The following is an 18,743-nucleotide window of genomic DNA, read 5'->3' as shown; positions in this document are numbered from 1 at the left end:
TTGAGATATTAGAAACCTCGACCCTTCCGTTTTGGACGGAATGCTCTGAACCAACTGAGCTAAACTCCCAAAGAGTTTGAATAAATTTTCTAACCACTTTTGGTTAAAATAATGAGACTTTAGTTGAGATATTAGAAACCTCGACCCTTCCGTTTTGGACGGAATGCTCTGAACCAACTGAGCTAAACTCCCAAAGAGTTTGAATAAATTTTCTAACCGCTTTTGGTTGAAATAATGAGATTTTAGTTGAGATATTACAAACCTCGACCCTTCCGTTTTGGGCGGAATGCTCTGAATCAACTGAGCTAAACTTTCATTATTTACTTCCGTTCATGAATTAAACGGAATGCAAAGGTAGATTTTATTTATTCAGACACAACTATTATCCCTGAAAATTATTCCTACTTGAAATAACATGTTGAAAATGAATAAGAAAAAAAACAAAGGATGAAACGTCCTCTCCTCCAAACAACTCAAATATTCAACCCAAAAATGACTGTCGGGAAAACTCAGAAGCTTTCCCGACAGTCAAAATTTCAAATATCAAACTTGATTCCTTGTGCCAAAGGCAAAGAATCACTGTAATTGATTGTGTTGGTCTGCCGACGCATATAGGCTTTCCAAGCATCGGAACCGGATTCCCTTCCTCCTCCAGTTTCTTTTTCACCGCCGAATGCTCCGCCAATCTCGGCTCCTGAAGTACCTATATTTACATTGGCAATTCCGCAATCCGATCCTGCTGAAGAAAGGAACGCTTCCGCCTCTCTCATGTTCAGTGTCATAATTGCCGACGACAATCCCTGCGGAACATTATTGTGCATGCCAATGGCTTCTTCCAATGTATTGTATTTCATGATGTAAAGGATAGGCGCAAAAGTTTCGTGTTGCACCATTTCAAAATGGTTTTCCGCTTCGATAATGCAGGGTTTTACATAACAGCCGGATTCATACCCTTCTCCTACCAGAACACCTCCCTCGACTACCGCTACACCACCTTCTTCTTTTACCTTTTTGATCGCATGGAGGTACATATTAACGGCCTCCTTGTCTATCAAAGGCCCTACATGGTTCTTCTCATCCAAAGGATTTCCAATCACCAATTTAGAGTAGGCCGATGCCAATCTTTCCTTTACGGATTCATACATGGATTCATGTATGATCAATCTCCTCGTCGTGGTACATCGCTGACCAGCGGTACCCACTGCGCCAAACAAGGCACCACGAATAGCGATTTCCATGTCCGCATTTTGGGTGATGATGATGGCATTGTTTCCTCCAAGCTCCAACAATGATCTTCCCAATCGGGCAGCGACTGCCTGCCCGACTATCTTACCCATCCTGGTAGAACCTGTAGCCGATATCAATGGAATTCTTTTGTCCTGGCTCATCATTTCGCCAACCTTATAATCCCCAACGATCAGGGAAGAAATCCCTTCTGGCAGTCCATTTTCTTTAAAAACTTTGGCAACGATATGCTGACAGGCTACTCCAGAAAGCGGGGCTTTTTCGGAGGGTTTCCAGATACAAACATCTCCGCAAACCCAGGCCAACATGCTGTTCCATGCCCAAACTGCAACGGGGAAATTGAATGCAGAAATGATCCCAACTATACCCAGTGAGTGCCATTGCTCATACATCCTGTGCCCAGGACGCTCGGAATGCATGGTCAGCCCATAAAGTTGTCTGGAAAGACCAACGGCAAAATCACAGATATCAATCATTTCCTGCACCTCTCCCAATCCTTCTTGATAGGATTTACCCATTTCATAGGAGACCAGCTTCCCAAGATCCTCTTTCACCTCCCTTATCGCATTTCCGATTTGCCTTACTATTTCACCTCTTTGAGGGGCTGGCAATACTCTCCATGTCGCAAAGGCTTCCTGCGCTTTCAAGACTACTTCTTCATAGGATTTTGAATCCGTCAATTGTACTTTCCCTATTAAAGCGCCATCGGCGGGTGAAAAGGAACCGATATATTTCTCCTCAGATACAATCCAAATATTACCAGTTGAAGCACCTTTATTCTCTTCTTGAACCCCCAGTCTTTCAAGGGCCTTCTTGATTCCGTATTGATTTGACATCATCATTGGGTTTATTCTTTTGTGAAATAATATAGGTAAAACTAACAAAAAAAAATCTAGGCTTCGGGTTTGTCAGCAGATAAAAGAACTTGATTTTTTTTGTGGGTTTCACCACCGATTACAAATATCTTTTGAGGTCAAGGTAATCCAGATAGGGCTTCAGCTTTGGACCTACGGTAAATCGATAGATGAAATTGATTCTATAATTCCCTGTATTGAACCTATTGTTAAAATCCTCCACTCCCAGCAATTTCACACTATTGTGGACATAATTCGTATTGATGGACCATTTTTCAGAATTGTACCCCACATATCCCCTCAAAAACAAATTGGAATTCACTCCCCAAGAATGGGATTTCTGATCTGGGTACTGGATGCTGTTGTAAGCCAAGTTCAGATTCGTGGAAGCAGACCCAGTAATGAAAAAATGCTTTTTAATCACCAGTGTATGCACGTATCCGGCATTTGGCCCAAATTGAAAAAACCGGAATTCATTGAAATTACGTCCGGGACTAACCAAGTCATCCGGGAGAATCCCCTCGGAATTGGACGCACCCCCGCCATAAACTTCCATTCCAGCCAAAAAGCTTCCTGCTGATTTCTTCTGCCACTCACTTTGCAAAAATGCTGCTCGGAGGGAAATCTGATCCCCATTGAACAAGTATTGGACATTTGCACCGACCTTACGCACCCTCATTTCTGGCAGCTGGTAATACAGCTCCGGATTGGAGGCGCCCAAGCCCTTTTCAGCGAGGTGATACCCTTTGTAAAATTGAAGAAAAACATCCATTACCCAATTTTTTGGATAGATATGGGTTTGTAAGTCCATGTATTTTGAAGAGCCTTTACCGATCTCCGGATTCAAAAAACTGAATCCATATGCCAGATTCAAGGTCAAGCCTTGATAGGTCAAGCCTAAGCCTAAATTAAGGGTGGAATTCGGGTCAAACCTATAGTCCTGGTTGGCAACCTTGTCTTTTATCAAAAAGCTTGTGAATTTTCTGGAAGTATAAATCCTCGTGGTTAACTTTTCCTGAAAAGTAGTGTAGTAAGCAGAGTCTTCTTCAACCTGTGCGAGTACATCCGATGACCCAACCCCAAAAAAGAAGGAAAACAATGAAAGTATCTGCCACTCAAAACGGCATTTTTTCAAAAAAAAATTGGCTAAAAACACACCCTCACTCTTAACCATATTCGGCAAATCAAAATTTACCCGAACCTAAGCAAATTTTAGATCCTTATATGAATTCCTTTGGGTTTTGACAAAAAAAAATCCGCATCCGCGGAAAAATTGATTTCAAAAAAAGAAGAGTAATAGAGGCTAGAAAAAATGATTCTCGAAATAACCTCTATTTAAATTTATACTAAAAGTTTGTAGCAGAAAAAGTTGCTTAATCACCCGATGTAAATATAGGGTAAATATTGAATATAAAACAATTTTTTTCATGGTATTTTTTGATTATTTAATCAAATATTAATAAAATGAATTTATACCCCTTTAACTAAGTTCAAGAAAAACCACAGCCTAACCATTTAAAACCTTGTTTTTGACAAAAAAATCAAGTGATCGAACATGAAAAATATTTTTGAGATAAGTTGAAAAAAAGGCATTTAAAGTAATATTTAGCTCTTTTTGATTTAGAAATCTAAAATAAAAGAAAATATTTCGTTATTTTTTTGATTATGTAATTCTTACAGACACCCAAGCAACATGGGAAATCACGACCTAAAATCTTGAAACTATTATATATTTTTTCTTTAAATAATTATATTTCATTTATGCATTTTTATTTATTCAGAAAACATTTTATTGTATTTAAATTACAGGAAAAACAAATTCAAAAAATCTCGCAAAGATATATCGACGGTGTGATCAAAAAAAAAATAATTTAAGCCCAAAATTTATTTAGCCTTTGACCCAAAAGTAGCTCAATACCAGCCGGACTGTTGGTCTAGATTTTAGAATAAAATTAGAAAAATAACATAATCCCTGCCAACACCTTCACTTACAGTCATATACTCCATTTCAGGCTTTTTAATTTTTGGAGCGGCAATACGAGGTTGCCTTCTCTTGACCGAGCACCCCTTCTTTAAACCCAAACAATCAGAAAAGCCGAAAAAAATTATCGCTTGTCAAATTCCTTTTGGACCAACACACCTAAAAGATCATATCTTATCCAATCCTTTCCAAAATTTCAAAAAGTAATACTTCAACGGATTTTTATATTTCAGCTGCTTCCAAGGCCTGCTCCCATGAGGCTTGTGCAAAACAGGGGCATCCATCAACACATAATTCTCAAAACCCAGTTCAATTGCTTTTTTTGAAATAAAGGTATCATACCAGTTTTTCGATTCGTCCAAATCCCGAAAATCGAATCTCTTCAATAATTCAAGAGAAAAAAGTGTACAGCAAAAGCTCAAACTCCTCTTGGTCTTGATAATGTCTTTCTTCACGCCCTTGAACTTCAAGTAAGGGAAATTCACGACACCTTCTTCGTCCACTGTCACAGAACCTACCAATCCGGTTTTTGGATGTCCATTCAAAAAATCCAATAATGTTTTAATCGTATCATACCGAACCACCACATCAGACTCCACCACCAGAAGGGGAACACCGGCGAGCAAAGCCTCCTGTTGAGCCAAATGAAGCACCAATTTATAATTTGGGGAAGGTGTCTGGGTGATCTCTTCCAAATTGACCAATTCATATCCGATCGATTCCCTATTTTCCTCCAAAGCCAGCTTGGTCTCCGCCGAGCTAAAATCATTGAAAATTTTATGGGTCAGGGCTACATTAGAACCAGAAATTGCTCTGGAAGTCTCCAAAGTTGTTTCAATGGAGTTTTTAACCGGTGTAATGACTAGGATTTTATGCGTTTTCAACAAATCGAAATTCAGATACAGAAAGATATTTATTTGATGTCAAGAAAAAAAGCCCTGGAGCTTTTGGCAACAGGGCTTTTTAGATCAATTTATTTTATGAAAATTTGGCCAGTGCATTTTTCATTCTGGTCAAAGCTTCTTTCAATTCTTCCTCAGATGCGGCATAGGATATTCTGACACAATTGGGTGCACCAAAGGCAGCCCCAGTCACTAGGGATACATTTGCTTTCTCCAACAGATACAGACAAAAATCATCGGCATCTTTGACCAGATACCCCTCGGCACTTTTGCCAAAGAATGCTGAAACATCCGGAAAGAAGTAAAATGCGCCTTCCGGAACATGCGTTTTGATTCCAGGAATCCCTCTCAATAAGCCCAAAACAAGATCTCTTCGGCTTAAATAGGCTTCCTCCATTTTTCGGGATGGCAATTGGTCTCCTGTAATGGCCGCCAATGCTGCCCTTTGGGCAATACCAGTGCCGCCCGAGGTAAACTGCCCCTGCATTTTTTCACACGCTTTTGCGATGAACAAAGGAGCACAAATATAACCTACTCTCCAGCCTGTCATGGCATATCCCTTTGAAAAACCATTTACAGTAATGGTCCTCTCAAACATGCCCGGAAATGACCCTATGCTGGAATGCTTTCCAGTGAAATTAATCAGTTCATAAATCTCATCCGCTATCACGAAAAGATCTTTTTTCTTTTTGACCACTTCGGCAATGGCTTCCAATTCTTCCTTGCTGAACACCGATCCTGTCGGGTTGCAGGGGGAGGAATAGATCACAGCCTTGGTCCTGTCAGTCAGCGCAGCTTCCAACTGGGTAGCTGTGGCTTTGAAATTGTTTTCCAAAGTCCCTTCTATCAACACAGGAACTCCACCTGCAAGCTTGATGATTTCTGCATAACTTACCCAATACGGCGAGAAAATAACAACTTCATCCCCTTCATTGAGCATACACATGAACACATTGGCTATGGAATGCTTGGCTCCGGTAGAAACAACGATATTTTCTGCTTTGGCTTCGGAAATCCCATTCTCTTCCCTCAGCTTTTTGGCGATGGCTTCCCTCAGGTCCTGATACCCGGCTACTGGTGAGTAGGAAAAATATTTCCCCTCATCGATGGCTGCTTTCGCTGCATCCTGAATATGCTGCGGGGTTTTAAAATCTGGCTCTCCAAGACTCAAACTGATGATATCAATACCCTGCATTTTGAGTTCACGGGATTTTTTTGCCATGGCCAGCGTAGCTGACTCTTCCATATTGATAATACGGTCGGATAGAATAGAATTCATTATAGTGGTTATTTTTTTTTAATGTGGCCAAAATTAAGGATTAGAATTATTAATTCTAAACTTATCAGCCGAATAGATTTCAAATTGCTAATTTCGCTTTAGAAATAATTGGCATTTATTCTTCGTTATGAAATACATGAAGACCCCTTTTCTACTTTTGTGTTTGGCTATTTTCGGAAGCACAACTGTTTTTGGCCAGGAAAAACAAATTCAGGAAAATACCGATCCAGACTCTTCAGGGATCGTTCAAGACCGACTTTTGCCTTCTTCCTTACCCCTACTCCTCTTTGATGACAAAGCGAAAGAGGAAAAAAAGAAAGCTGGGAAGAAAAAAATCAAGAAAAATATTTTTTTTGGCGAACGAACGACAAAAGGATTCACCAAACAAACCATAAGAAATCAAACCCAATATCAATTTTTCCATTTCACTACACAAAAAAGGATCGTGGATCCCTATATCAGGGATATTTTCTGGTTTGAAACCAAAGAAAAAACCATCAAAAACAAGGATTTTGATCCAACAAAGGGTTATTTGCTTCACGGTCCTTACGAAAAGATCATTGATGAACATGTAGTTGAAAAGGGAATGTTCTATTACGGTACCAAACATGGGACTTGGTTGGTGTATGACAACAAAAGCATTCTTGTGGACAAAGGTCACTATTCCGAAGGCTGGCCAAAAGATTCCCGAGTGACATATTATACAGGAGACAATAAAAAAATCGAGAAAATCATCCCAGTGGAATACGCCTTATTTGAAGGGAATTTTTTCCATTTTTATGAAAATGGGCAAATTGCGGTGACAGGCGAATTTCGATTTGGTGAAAAAATTGGGTTGTGGACGGAATATTGGGATACCAAAAACACCAAGGCACTTCGCAAAAGGGAAATTGTGTACCAAGAGCGACCTTTGACGAAAAATTATAGACCTTTCATCAGGGCGGAATGGGACAAGGAGGGAAACCTTGTCTACAGAAATGAGCGTCAAAACGAATAATGTGCATTGCTTTTATCAGTACCTATCCATTTTCATATTTTTTTTATTGGAATCATGTATCATACAAACCCTATAATTTTAATAGACAATTGAGTGAAAAACTGATTTTTTTTTTATATTTGTCATACTAATTATTTGTATGACACAGGAACAGTTTGGTAAGTATTCTTTTCTTTTGGATAGGACAGCGCGAAAAGTGAAACAATATGCACAACAAAAATTCAAGAATGGGGATTTTGATGTGACAGTGGATCAATGGTTGATTCTGAAAAATCTTTCAGAAAATGAACTGCTTAGCCAGACAGAATTGGCACAATTGGTTTTCAAAGACCAACCAACATTGACAAGAATAATTGACATTCTTTGCAAAAAGGGATATGTAGAGAGGATCCCACATCCACAAGACAGGAGAAGTTTCCATCTCCATCTGACCGAAACGGGCATCCGAAAAGTTTCCCAACTCAAACCCCAAGTGGCTACAATTCGGGAAAAAGCTTGGGAAAATTTAAACAGTTCCGATTTTGAAGAATTCAAGCGGATCTTGAACACGATTTATTCCAACCTTGAAAAGAATCCCTAGAGGTTAAAAAAAATAGTTGCCACACGAATTATATTTGCACAAACAATTGAAAAAAACATTGGTTTAACCAATTAAACACTGATAGATCATGATTACAACTGACATTTGTATTATCGGAGCCGGTCCTGTTGGATTATTTGCAGTATTTGAAGCTGGATTGTTGAAGATGCGTTGCCATCTGATCGATGCCTTGCCCCAAGTAGGCGGACAACTTTCAGAAATTTATCCGCAAAAGCCCATTTACGATATCCCGGGATATCCTGAAGTTAAAGCACAGGAATTGGTGGACAATCTCATGAAACAGATCAAGCCATTTAATCCAACATTCAGTCTGGGAGAGCGGGTAGATCATCTTGCAAAACAATCTGATGGCTCCTATATCCTGACTACCAGTGACAAAAACCAGATTCATGCCCAGGTGATCGTAATTGCCGGAGGCTTGGGTTGCTTCGAACCACGCAAACCGGTTTTGGAAAACCTTGAGCGCTTTGAGGGCAAAGGAGTGACCTACATGGTGAAAAACCCCGAGACTTTCAGAGACAAGAAAGTTGTCTTGGCAGGTGGGGGCGATTCTGCTTTGGATTGGGCCATCTTTCTTTCCAACGTAGCTGAAAAAGTTACCCTTGTACACAGAAACGAAACATTTAGAGGTGCACCTGATTCCGCGGCAAAGGTCTTTGACCTCGCCAACCGTGGTAAAATCGACTTGATTCTTTCTGCAAATTTGAAAGAACTCGGTGGAAATGGTCATTTGAGCCAAATCACACTGGAAGGAAAAGGCAAAGAAGAGATTAAGATAGATACAGATTATTTGATTGCCCTGTTTGGGTTGAGCCCAAAGCTTGGACCAATTGGGGAATGGGGACTCAGTGTGGACAAAAATGCCATCGAAGTGGATACCCGTGATTATTCCACGAATATCGAGCGGATATATGCCATCGGGGATATCAACACCTATCCAGGAAAACTTAAATTGATTCTTTGTGGATTTCACGAAGCAGCGATCATGATGCATTCGGCTTTCAAATTCGTATACCCAGATCAAAAATTGAGCTTCAAATACACAACTGTAAATGGCGTTAATGCATTTTAATATTACATTTGTGGTATGGTGAAATTTACTGTAGAAGACCACGATGGAAATCGTGAGACAATAGAAGCTCCAGATGACATGGGCTTGAGCCTGATGGAAATCTTGAAAGCCTCAGAATATCCAGTTTTGGCTACTTGTGGCGGAATGGCACTTTGTGCAACCTGTCATGTGGAGATAATGGAAGGACAGGCTGAACTTGGAGAAGCCTCCGATGTTGAATTGGACCAATTGGAAAATCTTCCTGAATACTTCCCTACGAGCAGGTTGGCTTGTCAAGTCAGGATAGGACCGATATTGGAAGGTGCTGTCATCAAATTAAGAGGAGAAGACAATTAAATTTATTCAATACAATTCTTCCCTGGACAAGGTAGATCTTGGTAAAAAATCTTACTGATCGAAATTGTCCAGGGATTATTTTTTTATTTTTTCCTGAAAAGTTTCGCTACGATTTTACCAAATTCGTCGATACGTTCCACACTATTGATCAACGGATTCAAAATTGAACTTCCTCCATAAGAGACTATCCCGCTATCCTCGCTTTCAAGCTGCATGGGATAAACCAGTATATAATTGTTTTTATTGAAATACTTATTCAAATATTTTGGCAACTTGTTCATGACGGGTGTAAAAGAAACCCCGTTCTTTCTGCTCAAAATCATGACCAAAGCATTGTTTTCCTTAAGATCCCTGGAGATGATGAGAATCTCCTCCCAATCTGAAAACTCAATAAAAGCCGCTTCAATGGTGAATTTTTTATTGATTTGCTGAATATAATCAAGGGTCTCGGCAGACCCATAAAAAACCAGTTTTGCACCTGTATTTCTTCCGATATTCCACATCCGCAAGAGCCAGAAAGGGAAGCCCATTTCCCTTTCGCCATTTTCAGGAATGACGACCAAGTATCTCTCAATGGTATTAATGGGTTGAAGATTCTTGTAAATAAGGGTCGTCACATTGCATTTTCGAAGAATTCCTTCAGTAAGATTACCAAGGTAAGAATCAGAAATCCCACCCTGCTTGTGAAGACCAAGTATGATGTCTGTCGCTTTGTTTTCCTTCACTACGTTGGTTATTCCATTGACAATGTCGGAATCATACCGTATGAGTTCTGTAAGAATATTGTCCGTAGCCGCAGCACTAACGCTGGCTTTTTGAAGGAGTTTCTTGGCAAACTTCTCCTTGCTTTCATCCTTGGAATCAGAAGGAACAATATTTAAGGCGATGAGGGAATTCTTGGTAGACTTGCTTTTGATGGTCACCCCCAGTTGGATCAATTCCTCAATATTCTCGGGATAACTGAGTGGAATAAGAATTTTATCCTGAGGATCGACATTTTCATCCTGCTCACCGGCAGCACTTTCTTCCTCCAATGCCAATTTGGTAGCCCCTTTTTGAGCCACAAAGGACGCATGCGTGCAAGTTACCAAAATCATCAATATAGTGCCGTTAAGGACACTTTCCCCAAGCAAACGGATAGGTTCTCCTGTTTCTGTTTCCCCGACAATAATATTGTACCCCACCAAGACTGCAGCCAAGGTAGCTGCAGCTTGTGCATTGCTCAATCCAAAAATCACATCTCGCTGGGCTGAAGAAAATTTAAAGGTCTTTTGCGTAAAATATGCAGCAAGGAATTTCGACACTGTGGCGATGATCGTCATGGTGACGGCTACATAGATGGTATTGAGGTCGTTGAAAAAGACCCTATAGTCAATCAGCATGCCCACCCCAATCAGGAAAAAAGGGATAAACAAGGCATTCCCGACAAACTCAATCCGATTCATCAGCGGGGAAGTATGTGGAATCAATCTGTTCAATGCCAATCCTGCAAGGAAAGCGCCGATGATCGCTTCGATCCCTGCAGCTTCGGCCAAAAAAGCACCCAAAAACACCAATCCCAAAACAAAAACATATTGGGAAACATTGTCATCCACCCTTTTGAAAAACCATCTTCCCAACAATGGGAAAATAAAAATCACTATTGAGGCGAACACGATCACCGAGATCACCAACCTGATCCAAAAATCATTTGTCAATTCACCCTTTGACATCCCCGCTATTACGGCCAATACCAAAAGGGCAAGTGTGTCTGTGATCATCGTCCCACCCACAGTGATATTTACAGCCTTATTTTTGGCTACTCCCATTTTACTGATGATTGGATAGGCGATAAGGGTATGGGAGGCAAACATACTTGCCAGCAAAACGGAGGTGATCAAACTGAAATCCAAGATATAAATCCCCGCAAGAATCCCAAGCGTCATGGGTATCAAGAAGGTATACAATCCAAAAACAATGCTTTTCCTGCTATTCTTTTTAAAATCCGCAAGATCAATTTCCAGACCAGCCAAGAACATGATGTACAAGAGCCCTACTGTTCCAAACAAGATAACACTACTGTCCCGCTCCAATAAATTAAATCCATTTGGACCAATAATAGCGCCAGCGATAATCAATCCGATCAGCTGAGGGATTTTAACTTTATTCAATAAAATGGGAGCAAAAAGAATAATGAACAGGATGCTCGTAAAAATCAGAACAGGATTACCCCAAGGCAAGGAGAAATTTAAATCGGCACCTAATATCATATTGGTTTTATAAAGGTTTTACGGATTTACCGATTTTAATTTTAGTCAAGGATAATAGAATCAAATTGGGTAAATATAATTGATTCTCCTTGTACATTCACAAAGAAAAAATTCAGGTCCGAAATAAGGCTTTTATAATTTTAGCCCTACCGAAAGTTCAAGTCCCACATCTTCTCCGAGGAGTTGGTTGATTTGCATTTTTATTTTTTGAAGTTCGTCTTGGTCCAAGGGTTTTTCGGACACCAAAGTTAGGGAAAGTCTTAATGGATTTAACTGGATAATTCTAATATCCCTCAAGACCCCTTGCGTAAGTTCCTTCCCACTTAAATTTTGGATGATCCTATTTTCTTTTACCATTTTGGAAAAACCAAAAGCCAAGGGAGCACTGATCATGGCCACAAACATCAAAGAAATAAACAATCCTTTTCGCGCCAACCTGAATGGACTGAATCCCAAAAACAGGAAGGTAACCGCTCCGGCAAGTACCATTCCGGCCAAGTTGGTCCCCAAAAGCAAAAGTGCTCCCCAGAATACCGACCATTCTCCCCAACCCAAACCTATTCCTGAAACTGCAAGGGGCGGGACCAAAGCCACAGCGATTGCCACACCTGCCAGCGTTTTGGCTATTTCTTTTTTGGCATGTGCATAAGCTCCTGCGATCCCAGATCCAGCAGCCACTCCCAAATCCAATAGATTTGGCCGTATTCTGGCCACAATCTCGGAGTTCATGCTGTTTAAAGGCGTCAGCCAGGTGATCAAAACCGCAAACACATATCCAATCAGCATCCCAAAACCAATTGCTTTTAAGCTGTCTTTAATCAATTGCTCATCTTGCCTTAAAACCCCCATGGACAAGGAAACAATAGGAGACATCAATGGCGCCAAAATCATGGCACCGATGATGACAGGGGAGGAATTCCCGAAAAGCCCAAATGTGGCAATCAGCGTAGAGAGCGCCATCAACACCAGAAAACTTGATGTGGTCTTTGAATTTTCTCGGAGAATGGAAAAAAGCCATTTAAACTCCTCGGTCGTTGCATGATTGGTCAAAGGCAGGTATCTCCCCAAAAGCCCCTCTCTCAATTCTCCTTGAGGCAAACTTTTTGTCTTGAAAACTTTGGCACTATTGACCAATTCATCCGTTTTCAAATGAATACCAGGCACGATGGACAAAACCTTTGGTACGACCATCAACTCAATCTCTTTAGCCGACATCAAGGTATCATCCAAAGAAAAATTTATCGGTTCTGGACTGGAAATAAGCATCCTGTCCGTTTTGATCAAAGAGGCAAAAGGCGGCATGCTCTCACTCTTTGAAATTTGGAAAAGGCCGATCACAGAAAACTGAATCATTTCCCCGACACTTCTCGGGGACAAGACCAAATTGTGCATCAAGCCATCATTCACGAAAGAATCTTCCAAAATCCTCCTGGACAGCAAAGTGCTTTTCCCATGTTGGACGGTGAGAATACCCAGCGCTGCGGTTTCCAATGGCTTTCCCCTCAATTCTCCCTTTTCATTGGACCAATCCAAAAAATACCGATGCAAACGCACTCTTTTAAACATCTTGAAAAAATTCCCGATTTTTTCAAAGAAACGTTTGAAGGTATTTTCGGTAAGCGATCCATACATGAGACTCAATGTATTCCCGATAACCAAAGTATTGAAAACAGGGATTCCATTGGCATATAAAACATCCACATCCAAGACCTCCTCGGTTTTCAAAATGTTGTCCACTGCTTCCTCCAATTTTTCGGAAATCCCAAATCCCTGTCGGGCATGCTTCATTTTTGGATGGGGTAAAAACCCGATCTTATAATGGCTTTCGGTTACAAATGGCAGGAATTCCTTGAGTTGGTCATCCGATAGATAACATACCAAAAAATCCTCTTCACTGAAGCCAAATGATTTGAAATTTTTATAAGCAATGCCTGATTTCAGTTGACTGCCGAATAAAGGGATTACTCCCTCCCGGACTTCATTTTCCAATTGATCATCATAGATCAAAATTATCCTTTTCATAAAAAACAGGTATTAAGGGAAAAATCAAGGTTTTCCAATTGGGTAAAGGTTTTTTAAAATTGCCTGACATCATTGAAATGATAGGGAATATTATCTTACGCAAGCTTTATTCCGCCATAAGTTTATTCAATATCTCGATCGCTGCTTTGGTGAGGACAGTTCCCGGGCCAAAAATAGCTGCAACTCCTGCCTCATGAAGAAATGCATAATCCTTGGGAGGGATCACTCCTCCGGCAATCACCATGATGTCCTCCCTGCCCAGTTTTTTCAATTCCGAAATCAATTGGGGGATCAAGGTTTTGTGGCCTGCTGCCAATGAAGAAGCTCCTACCATGTGAACATCATTTTCCACTGCCTGTACCGCTACCTCTTCTGGTGTCTGAAACAATGGCCCGATATCCACATCAAACCCCATGTCCGCAAATCCGGTGGCAATCACTTTTGCCCCACGGTCGTGTCCATCCTGTCCCATTTTGGCAACCATGATCCTTGGTCTTCTCCCCTCCAAGCTCGCAAATTTATCAGCCAACTCCTGGGCTTCCTTAAAACTTTTATCCTCTTTGGCTTCACTTGAATAAACTCCTGAAATAGATTTTATCGTAGCTTTGTGCCTTCCAAATGCATCTTCCATGGCGTCTGAGATTTCTCCTAAAGTAGCTCTTTTTCTGGCAGCGTCCACTGCCGCAGAAAGCAAGTTGCCCTCTCCGGATTTTGCGGCAAGCCTGATGGCATCCAATGCCAAGGTGACTGCTTCCGCATTCCTTTCTTTTTTCAATTCCTGAAGTCTTTCAATCTGGGAACTCCTCACGGAATCGTTGTCCACCTCCAAGATTTCAAATTCTGATGAATGCTCAGTTTGGTATCGGTTTACTCCTACGATGACATCCTTGCCACTGTCGATTCTTGCCTGCTTTCTCGCTGCCGCTTCTTCAATTCTCATCTTTGGAATCCCTGCTTCTATAGCTTTGGCCATTCCTCCCAATTCCTCCACTTCCTGGATTAATCCCCATGCTTTATCAACCAACTGGTCAGTCAGATATTCCAAATAATAAGAGCCGCCCCATGGATCCACCACTTTGCAGATGCCGGTTTCTTCCTGAAGGAATAGCTGCGTATTCCTGGCAATCCGTGCCGAAAAATCCGTCGGCAGTGCAATGGCTTCATCGAAGGAATTGGTATGCAGGGACTGTGTATGCCCCAATGCAGCTGCCAAGGCCTCTACTGTGGTCCTAGCCACATTATTGAATGCATCCTGCTCTGTCAATGACCATCCCGAAGTTTGACAATGGGTCCTGAGCATAGAGGATTTTGGATCTTTGGGATTGAATTGCTTGACGATTTTTGCCCAGAGCAATCTTCCCGCACGCAATTTTGCAATCTCCATGAAATGATTCATGCCGATGGCCCAAAAGAAAGACAGTCTCGGCGCAAAGTCATCGATATCCAAACCAGTGGAAATTCCCGTTCTCAAATATTCCAAGCCATCCGCCAGCGTATAGGCCAATTCCAGGTCTGCCGTAGCGCCAGCCTCCTGCATGTGGTAGCCAGAAATGGAGATGGAGTTGAATTTGGGCATGTACTTCGACGTATATTCGAAAATATCGGCAATGATTTTCATGGAGGCCAACGGCGGATAGATGTAGGTATTCCTTACCATAAATTCCTTCAAAATATCATTCTGTATCGTCCCCGTCAGTTGCTCAGGTTTCACGCCCTGCTCTTCTGCCGCTACGATATAAAAGGCCAATATTGGAATGACTGCCCCATTCATGGTCATGGAAACCGACATTTGATCCAAGGGAATCTGGTCAAACAAAATTTTCATATCCAGAACCGAATCAATGGCCACACCCGCTTTCCCCACATCTCCCACTACTCTTGGATGGTCAGAATCATATCCCCTGTGCGTGGCAAGATCGAAAGCAACAGAAAGTCCTTTTTGGCCTGCCTCCAAATTTCTTCTATAAAAGGCATTGGAAGCTTCAGCTGTCGAAAAGCCTGCATATTGGCGAATCGTCCAAGGTCTCAGGATATACATGGTCCCATAGGGGCCCCGAAGAAAAGGGCTTATTCCAGCTCCAAATCTCAAATGCTCCATTCCTTTAAGGTCTTTTTCCTCAAAAGCGGCGGGTACGCTGATCTTTTCTGGGGTCTGCCAATCGATGTCTTTCCATTCATCCGACTGGAAATCTCGGGTTGAAAAAGGTGACATTTTGCTGATATCCGGTCTCATCCTTGATTTTGGTTTGTTTTTTCTGCCAAAAGACTCTGTCTGGTGGACTTCAATTGATTTTCATCTTCGGGCATCCTTTTTATCCCTGGCACAGCATCAGAATCCTCCCGATTGACATATTTGTTCACCCCGATTTTGGTTTCTTCCTTCGTCACCAGCGCCAGCATTCTTTCACTCCGCGTTGCTTTGATTTCTTTCTGAAGGGTTAAATTTTGGTAAGCCATCCACCAACCCCCTTTTTGTTCCAAAAGCTCAATTTTATCTTTTGCTTTATAAAACAGGGAAGACATCAGGGAAGCCAAATAATAACTGCCCGAAACAGGGTCCAAAACCTTGTCCAGGTAACTTTCCTCCTTGAGAATGGAAGAAACATTCCTAGCCATTCTTTTGGAAAACTCATTAGGTGCACCCAAAGCCACATCATGTGCGAGGACATGCAGGGCATTGCTTCCGCCCAAAATCGCAGCCATTGCTTCGGTGGTGTTTCGCAAAATGTTGGATTGGACATCCTGTGTTGTTTTCGTCCAGAAACTGGTGTTGGCGAAAATGAAGATGGATTCAGGTGCAAGATTCACCTGATACAATGCAGCCAATTGGTGGATCAGGACCCTCAGCGTCCTCACTTTGGCGATTTCCATAAAATAATCCGATCCCACGGAACATTCCACCAACAGTTTTTCGAAAATCTCCTGAGGATTTCTTCCTCTTTCCGTCAGGCCATCCATCAACTCGATAAAAGCTGAAATACAAAAAGCCATTTCTTGAACGGCTGATCCGCCAGCATCGTGGTAGATGGCCGAATTCAATGAAAACACTTTGAATCTTGTGAAAGGAAGACCAAGTTCCAATAGGTTCTCAACAATATCCAGTATGCTCTCCTTATCATTTGATGCATTCAAGGCCTGTGCAAAGCCATCCCAAAGCAATCCTCCATGGATTTCTTTCTTTTCAAACCCATTGTCATTCGCCCAATCAAAAAATGCGGATAAGGCTTGATCGGGATTCTTTTTGGGACACAAAAAAAGCTGTATGTATTGAGGCAGCACATTTTGCAGAAGAACGTCCATGTTCTCGTTTCCTTCCAAAACCAGCAGGAGGCCATCTGCTCCATGTTGTAAGACTTCCAATATCTCGATATTTGCGGATTTTTCATCCACTACATCTATTCGAACCACATTGGACCAAACTCTGGGTGAAATACCTGGAATTTCAGGTTTGGGATTCACTTGGTTTTGATACTTCTTGGTCCATTCATGGGATTTAAAATCTTCTGACGTATAAAAAGGATCCAAAGAAAAGCCTTCCCTGGTTTTGGTCACAAGTGTTTTCTCGAAGTCTTTTCCTTTCAATTCCTGAATTGCCTGATTGATCCAATCCTGCTTGGTTGTGACAGGGAAATCACTGAATAATTTGTCTTTCATTTTCGGGTTTATATTTGGGTTGAAAAATATCCAAACACCATTGATGTAGAATTTTCCTTGATTTAAAAGATGATGGCTTATATTTGCAAAGTCAAAAATAAGGTTTTGAACATTCAAAACCGATTATTTCAAAGCATATTAAGACATGAGAATCCATCCTCTTTTCCTTCAATTATTTTTGATATTGGCTGTTGTCAGCCTATCCCAATGCAGCCCAAAGCTAACCAAAAACCATCAATCGGACTTTTTCGCAATCAGTGCCGCTGTAGAAAACCACCCCCAATTTGACAAAATCATCCTCCCCTACAAGGAAAGGCTTGACCTTGAAATGAATACCGTGATTGGTCAAACCGTAAAAGAACTCAACAAAGCGGGCAAAGGCGAAACGACGTTGGGAAACTTTGTGGCGGATATCCAGAAAGAATACGCGGAGGAAACATTTGGCTACCCGGTGGACATGTCGATCATCAACAACGGCGGGATGAGAAACATCCTCCCGGAAGGAAATATCACACTTCGAAATGTCTTTGAGCTTTCTCCGTTTGACAACTACTTATACATCCTGGAGCTCAAAGCAGATGATGTCAAAAAGCTGGCAAAATTCGCTGCAGAAAAAAAGATTTTAGGCATCAACGGGATGACAATAGCTACGGAAAACGATCTCCTCACCGAATTCACCGTGCAGGGGAAACCTGTGGAAGAAGGAAGAAACTACTTGCTGGCCATCAATGATTACCTTGCCAACGGAGGGGACCAGATGGAATTTTTGATTGATTTGCCAAGAAAAGAAGCTTCCGCGATCTTACTGCGGGATTTTATTCTGGAAAAAATAAAAGAAAAAACAGCCAAAGGAATCAAGCTCGATGCTGAAATCGAAGGCAGGCAAAAATTCAAATAAATGGAAAGGAGAGATTTTCTTAAAAGAAGCATTTTAACCGGGGCTGGCATCAGCCTTGGTGGCAGTTTGATGGCGGCGGCGATTCCTTCTCCAGCAAGAAGCAGGAAAATAACCATTCTGCATACCAACGACATCCATTCAAGGATTGAGCCTTTCCCCAATGATGGTGGACGAAATGCAAATCAAGGAGGGATGACCAAACTAGCTTCTGTCATTCAAAAGATCCGTCGGGAAGAAGACAACATACTGCTTTTGGATGCCGGCGACATCTTTCAGGGAACCCCCTATTTCAATTTTTATGGGGGAGAACTTGAGCTTCGGCTCATGAACGAGATAGGATATGACGCTTCCACCTTGGGAAACCATGAGTTTGACAATGGCATGAAAGGAATTCTAGATCAAATCCCGAATGCAGGATTCGGTTTTATTTCCTCGAATTATGATTTCAGCCAAACCATCCTCAACAATGTTTTTTTACCCTACAAAATTTTTAGAAAAAGCGGGATAAAAATCGGTGTTTTTGGTGTGGGCATTGAATTGCAGGGATTGGTGGCATCAAAAAATTATGGAGACACCAAATATCTTGACCCAGTGACTGTTTCCCGGGAAATGGTTCAGGAATTGAAATCGAAAAATTGTGACCTGATCATTTG

Annotated in this window: 14 protein-coding genes; 6 read left to right on the top strand and 8 right to left on the bottom strand. The window is 41.4% G+C overall.

Annotated features, from left to right (window positions below; all coding sequences use genetic code 11):
• Window positions 1-536: 536 nt before the first annotated feature.
• From Q7J63_RS11550 to Q7J63_RS11535, 4 genes are all read right to left on the bottom strand, one after another.
• On the bottom strand, window positions 537-2,081 hold the full coding sequence (locus Q7J63_RS11550; protein ID WP_304886272.1) for an aldehyde dehydrogenase family protein: 1,545 nt from the start codon (window positions 2,079-2,081) through the stop codon (window positions 537-539).
• 118 nt (window positions 2,082-2,199) lie between these two features.
• Window positions 2,200-3,273, bottom strand: coding sequence for a DUF4421 domain-containing protein (locus Q7J63_RS11545; RefSeq protein ID WP_304886271.1), 1,074 nt, complete (start codon window positions 3,271-3,273; stop codon window positions 2,200-2,202).
• A gap of 974 nt (window positions 3,274-4,247) precedes the next feature.
• Window positions 4,248-4,964, bottom strand: a complete 717-nt coding sequence (locus Q7J63_RS11540) for a glycosyltransferase family 2 protein (RefSeq protein WP_370691896.1) — start codon at window positions 4,962-4,964, stop codon at window positions 4,248-4,250.
• 94 nt (window positions 4,965-5,058) lie between these two features.
• Window positions 5,059-6,261 (bottom strand): pyridoxal phosphate-dependent aminotransferase, encoded by a 1,203-nt coding sequence (locus Q7J63_RS11535; protein WP_304886267.1) that lies wholly within the window; start codon window positions 6,259-6,261, stop codon window positions 5,059-5,061.
• A gap of 127 nt (window positions 6,262-6,388) precedes the next feature.
• Between Q7J63_RS11535 and Q7J63_RS11530 the strand changes: the two genes are divergently transcribed.
• The 4 genes from Q7J63_RS11530 to Q7J63_RS11515 all read left to right on the top strand — a co-directional run bounded on the left by Q7J63_RS11530 (window position 6,389) and on the right by Q7J63_RS11515 (window position 9,267).
• A complete protein-coding gene (locus Q7J63_RS11530) occupies window positions 6,389-7,258 on the top strand; it encodes a toxin-antitoxin system YwqK family antitoxin (RefSeq protein ID WP_304886266.1) in 870 nt (289 codons plus the stop codon).
• 139 nt (window positions 7,259-7,397) lie between these two features.
• Entirely contained in the window at window positions 7,398-7,838 is a 441-nt protein-coding gene (locus Q7J63_RS11525; RefSeq protein WP_019599794.1) for a MarR family winged helix-turn-helix transcriptional regulator, read from the top strand.
• Window positions 7,839-7,926: 88 nt separating this feature from the next.
• Window positions 7,927-8,931: an NAD(P)/FAD-dependent oxidoreductase gene (locus Q7J63_RS11520; RefSeq protein WP_304886264.1), complete on the top strand. Its 1,005-nt coding sequence runs from the start codon at window positions 7,927-7,929 to the stop codon at window positions 8,929-8,931.
• Between the two features lie 15 nt (window positions 8,932-8,946).
• Window positions 8,947-9,267 carry a 2Fe-2S iron-sulfur cluster-binding protein gene (locus Q7J63_RS11515; protein WP_019599796.1) on the top strand — a complete coding sequence of 107 codons (321 nt, stop codon included), beginning with the start codon at window positions 8,947-8,949 and terminating at the stop codon, window positions 9,265-9,267.
• 83 nt (window positions 9,268-9,350) lie between these two features.
• On the opposite strand, the gene Q7J63_RS11510 is transcribed toward Q7J63_RS11515, so the two are convergent.
• The 4 genes from Q7J63_RS11510 to Q7J63_RS11495 all read right to left on the bottom strand — a co-directional run bounded on the left by Q7J63_RS11510 (window position 9,351) and on the right by Q7J63_RS11495 (window position 17,192).
• Window positions 9,351-11,516, bottom strand: a complete 2,166-nt coding sequence (locus tag Q7J63_RS11510) for a cation:proton antiporter (protein WP_304886263.1) — start codon at window positions 11,514-11,516, stop codon at window positions 9,351-9,353.
• 132 nt (window positions 11,517-11,648) lie between these two features.
• Complete coding sequence (locus Q7J63_RS11505; RefSeq protein WP_019599798.1) at window positions 11,649-13,538, bottom strand: DUF389 domain-containing protein; 1,890 nt, start codon at window positions 13,536-13,538, stop codon at window positions 11,649-11,651.
• A 106-nt stretch (window positions 13,539-13,644) separates the two neighbouring features.
• Window positions 13,645-15,771 carry a methylmalonyl-CoA mutase gene (scpA, locus tag Q7J63_RS11500; RefSeq protein WP_304886261.1) on the bottom strand — a complete coding sequence of 709 codons (2,127 nt, stop codon included), beginning with the start codon at window positions 15,769-15,771 and terminating at the stop codon, window positions 13,645-13,647.
• Window positions 15,768-17,192, bottom strand: a complete 1,425-nt coding sequence (locus Q7J63_RS11495; protein ID WP_304886259.1) for a methylmalonyl-CoA mutase family protein — start codon at window positions 17,190-17,192, stop codon at window positions 15,768-15,770. The genes scpA and Q7J63_RS11495 overlap by 4 nt, the downstream gene beginning before the upstream one ends.
• Window positions 17,193-17,337: 145 nt before the next feature.
• On the opposite strand from Q7J63_RS11495, the gene Q7J63_RS11490 reads away from it, so the two are divergent.
• Both Q7J63_RS11490 and Q7J63_RS11485 read left to right on the top strand, forming a co-directional pair.
• Entirely contained in the window at window positions 17,338-18,090 is a 753-nt protein-coding gene (locus Q7J63_RS11490; protein WP_304886257.1) for a 5'-nucleotidase C-terminal domain-containing protein, read from the top strand.
• A partial coding sequence (locus Q7J63_RS11485; protein ID WP_304886255.1) for a bifunctional UDP-sugar hydrolase/5'-nucleotidase occupies window positions 18,091-18,743 on the top strand: 653 nt, incomplete at its 3' end.

The organism is Rhodonellum sp., assembly GCF_030656585.1.
Taxonomy (GTDB): domain Bacteria; phylum Bacteroidota; class Bacteroidia; order Cytophagales; family Cyclobacteriaceae; genus Rhodonellum; species Rhodonellum psychrophilum.
Note: the sequence above shows the minus strand (reverse complement) of the source record. Positions and strands in the feature narration are given on the sequence as shown.

Excerpts from the sequence above, each read along its gene's own strand:
- Q7J63_RS11550 (WP_304886272.1), bottom strand. The coding sequence starts at position 2,081 with ATGTCAAATCAATACGGAATCAAGAAGGCCCTTGAAAGACTGGGGGTT.
- Q7J63_RS11545 (WP_304886271.1), bottom strand. The coding sequence starts at position 3,273 with ATGGTTAAGAGTGAGGGTGTGTTTTTAGCCAATTTTTTTTTGAAAAAA.
- Q7J63_RS11535 (WP_304886267.1), bottom strand. The coding sequence starts at position 6,261 with ATGAATTCTATTCTATCCGACCGTATTATCAATATGGAAGAGTCAGCT.
- Q7J63_RS11530 (WP_304886266.1), top strand. The coding sequence starts at position 6,389 with ATGAAATACATGAAGACCCCTTTTCTACTTTTGTGTTTGGCTATTTTC.
- Q7J63_RS11525 (WP_019599794.1), top strand. The coding sequence starts at position 7,398 with ATGACACAGGAACAGTTTGGTAAGTATTCTTTTCTTTTGGATAGGACA.
- Q7J63_RS11520 (WP_304886264.1), top strand. The coding sequence starts at position 7,927 with ATGATTACAACTGACATTTGTATTATCGGAGCCGGTCCTGTTGGATTA.
- Q7J63_RS11515 (WP_019599796.1), top strand. The coding sequence starts at position 8,947 with ATGGTGAAATTTACTGTAGAAGACCACGATGGAAATCGTGAGACAATA.
- Q7J63_RS11510 (WP_304886263.1), bottom strand. The coding sequence starts at position 11,516 with ATGATATTAGGTGCCGATTTAAATTTCTCCTTGCCTTGGGGTAATCCT.
- Q7J63_RS11505 (WP_019599798.1), bottom strand. The coding sequence starts at position 13,538 with ATGAAAAGGATAATTTTGATCTATGATGATCAATTGGAAAATGAAGTC.
- scpA (WP_304886261.1), bottom strand. The coding sequence starts at position 15,771 with ATGAGACCGGATATCAGCAAAATGTCACCTTTTTCAACCCGAGATTTC.
- Q7J63_RS11495 (WP_304886259.1), bottom strand. The coding sequence starts at position 17,192 with ATGAAAGACAAATTATTCAGTGATTTCCCTGTCACAACCAAGCAGGAT.
- Q7J63_RS11490 (WP_304886257.1), top strand. The coding sequence starts at position 17,338 with ATGAGAATCCATCCTCTTTTCCTTCAATTATTTTTGATATTGGCTGTT.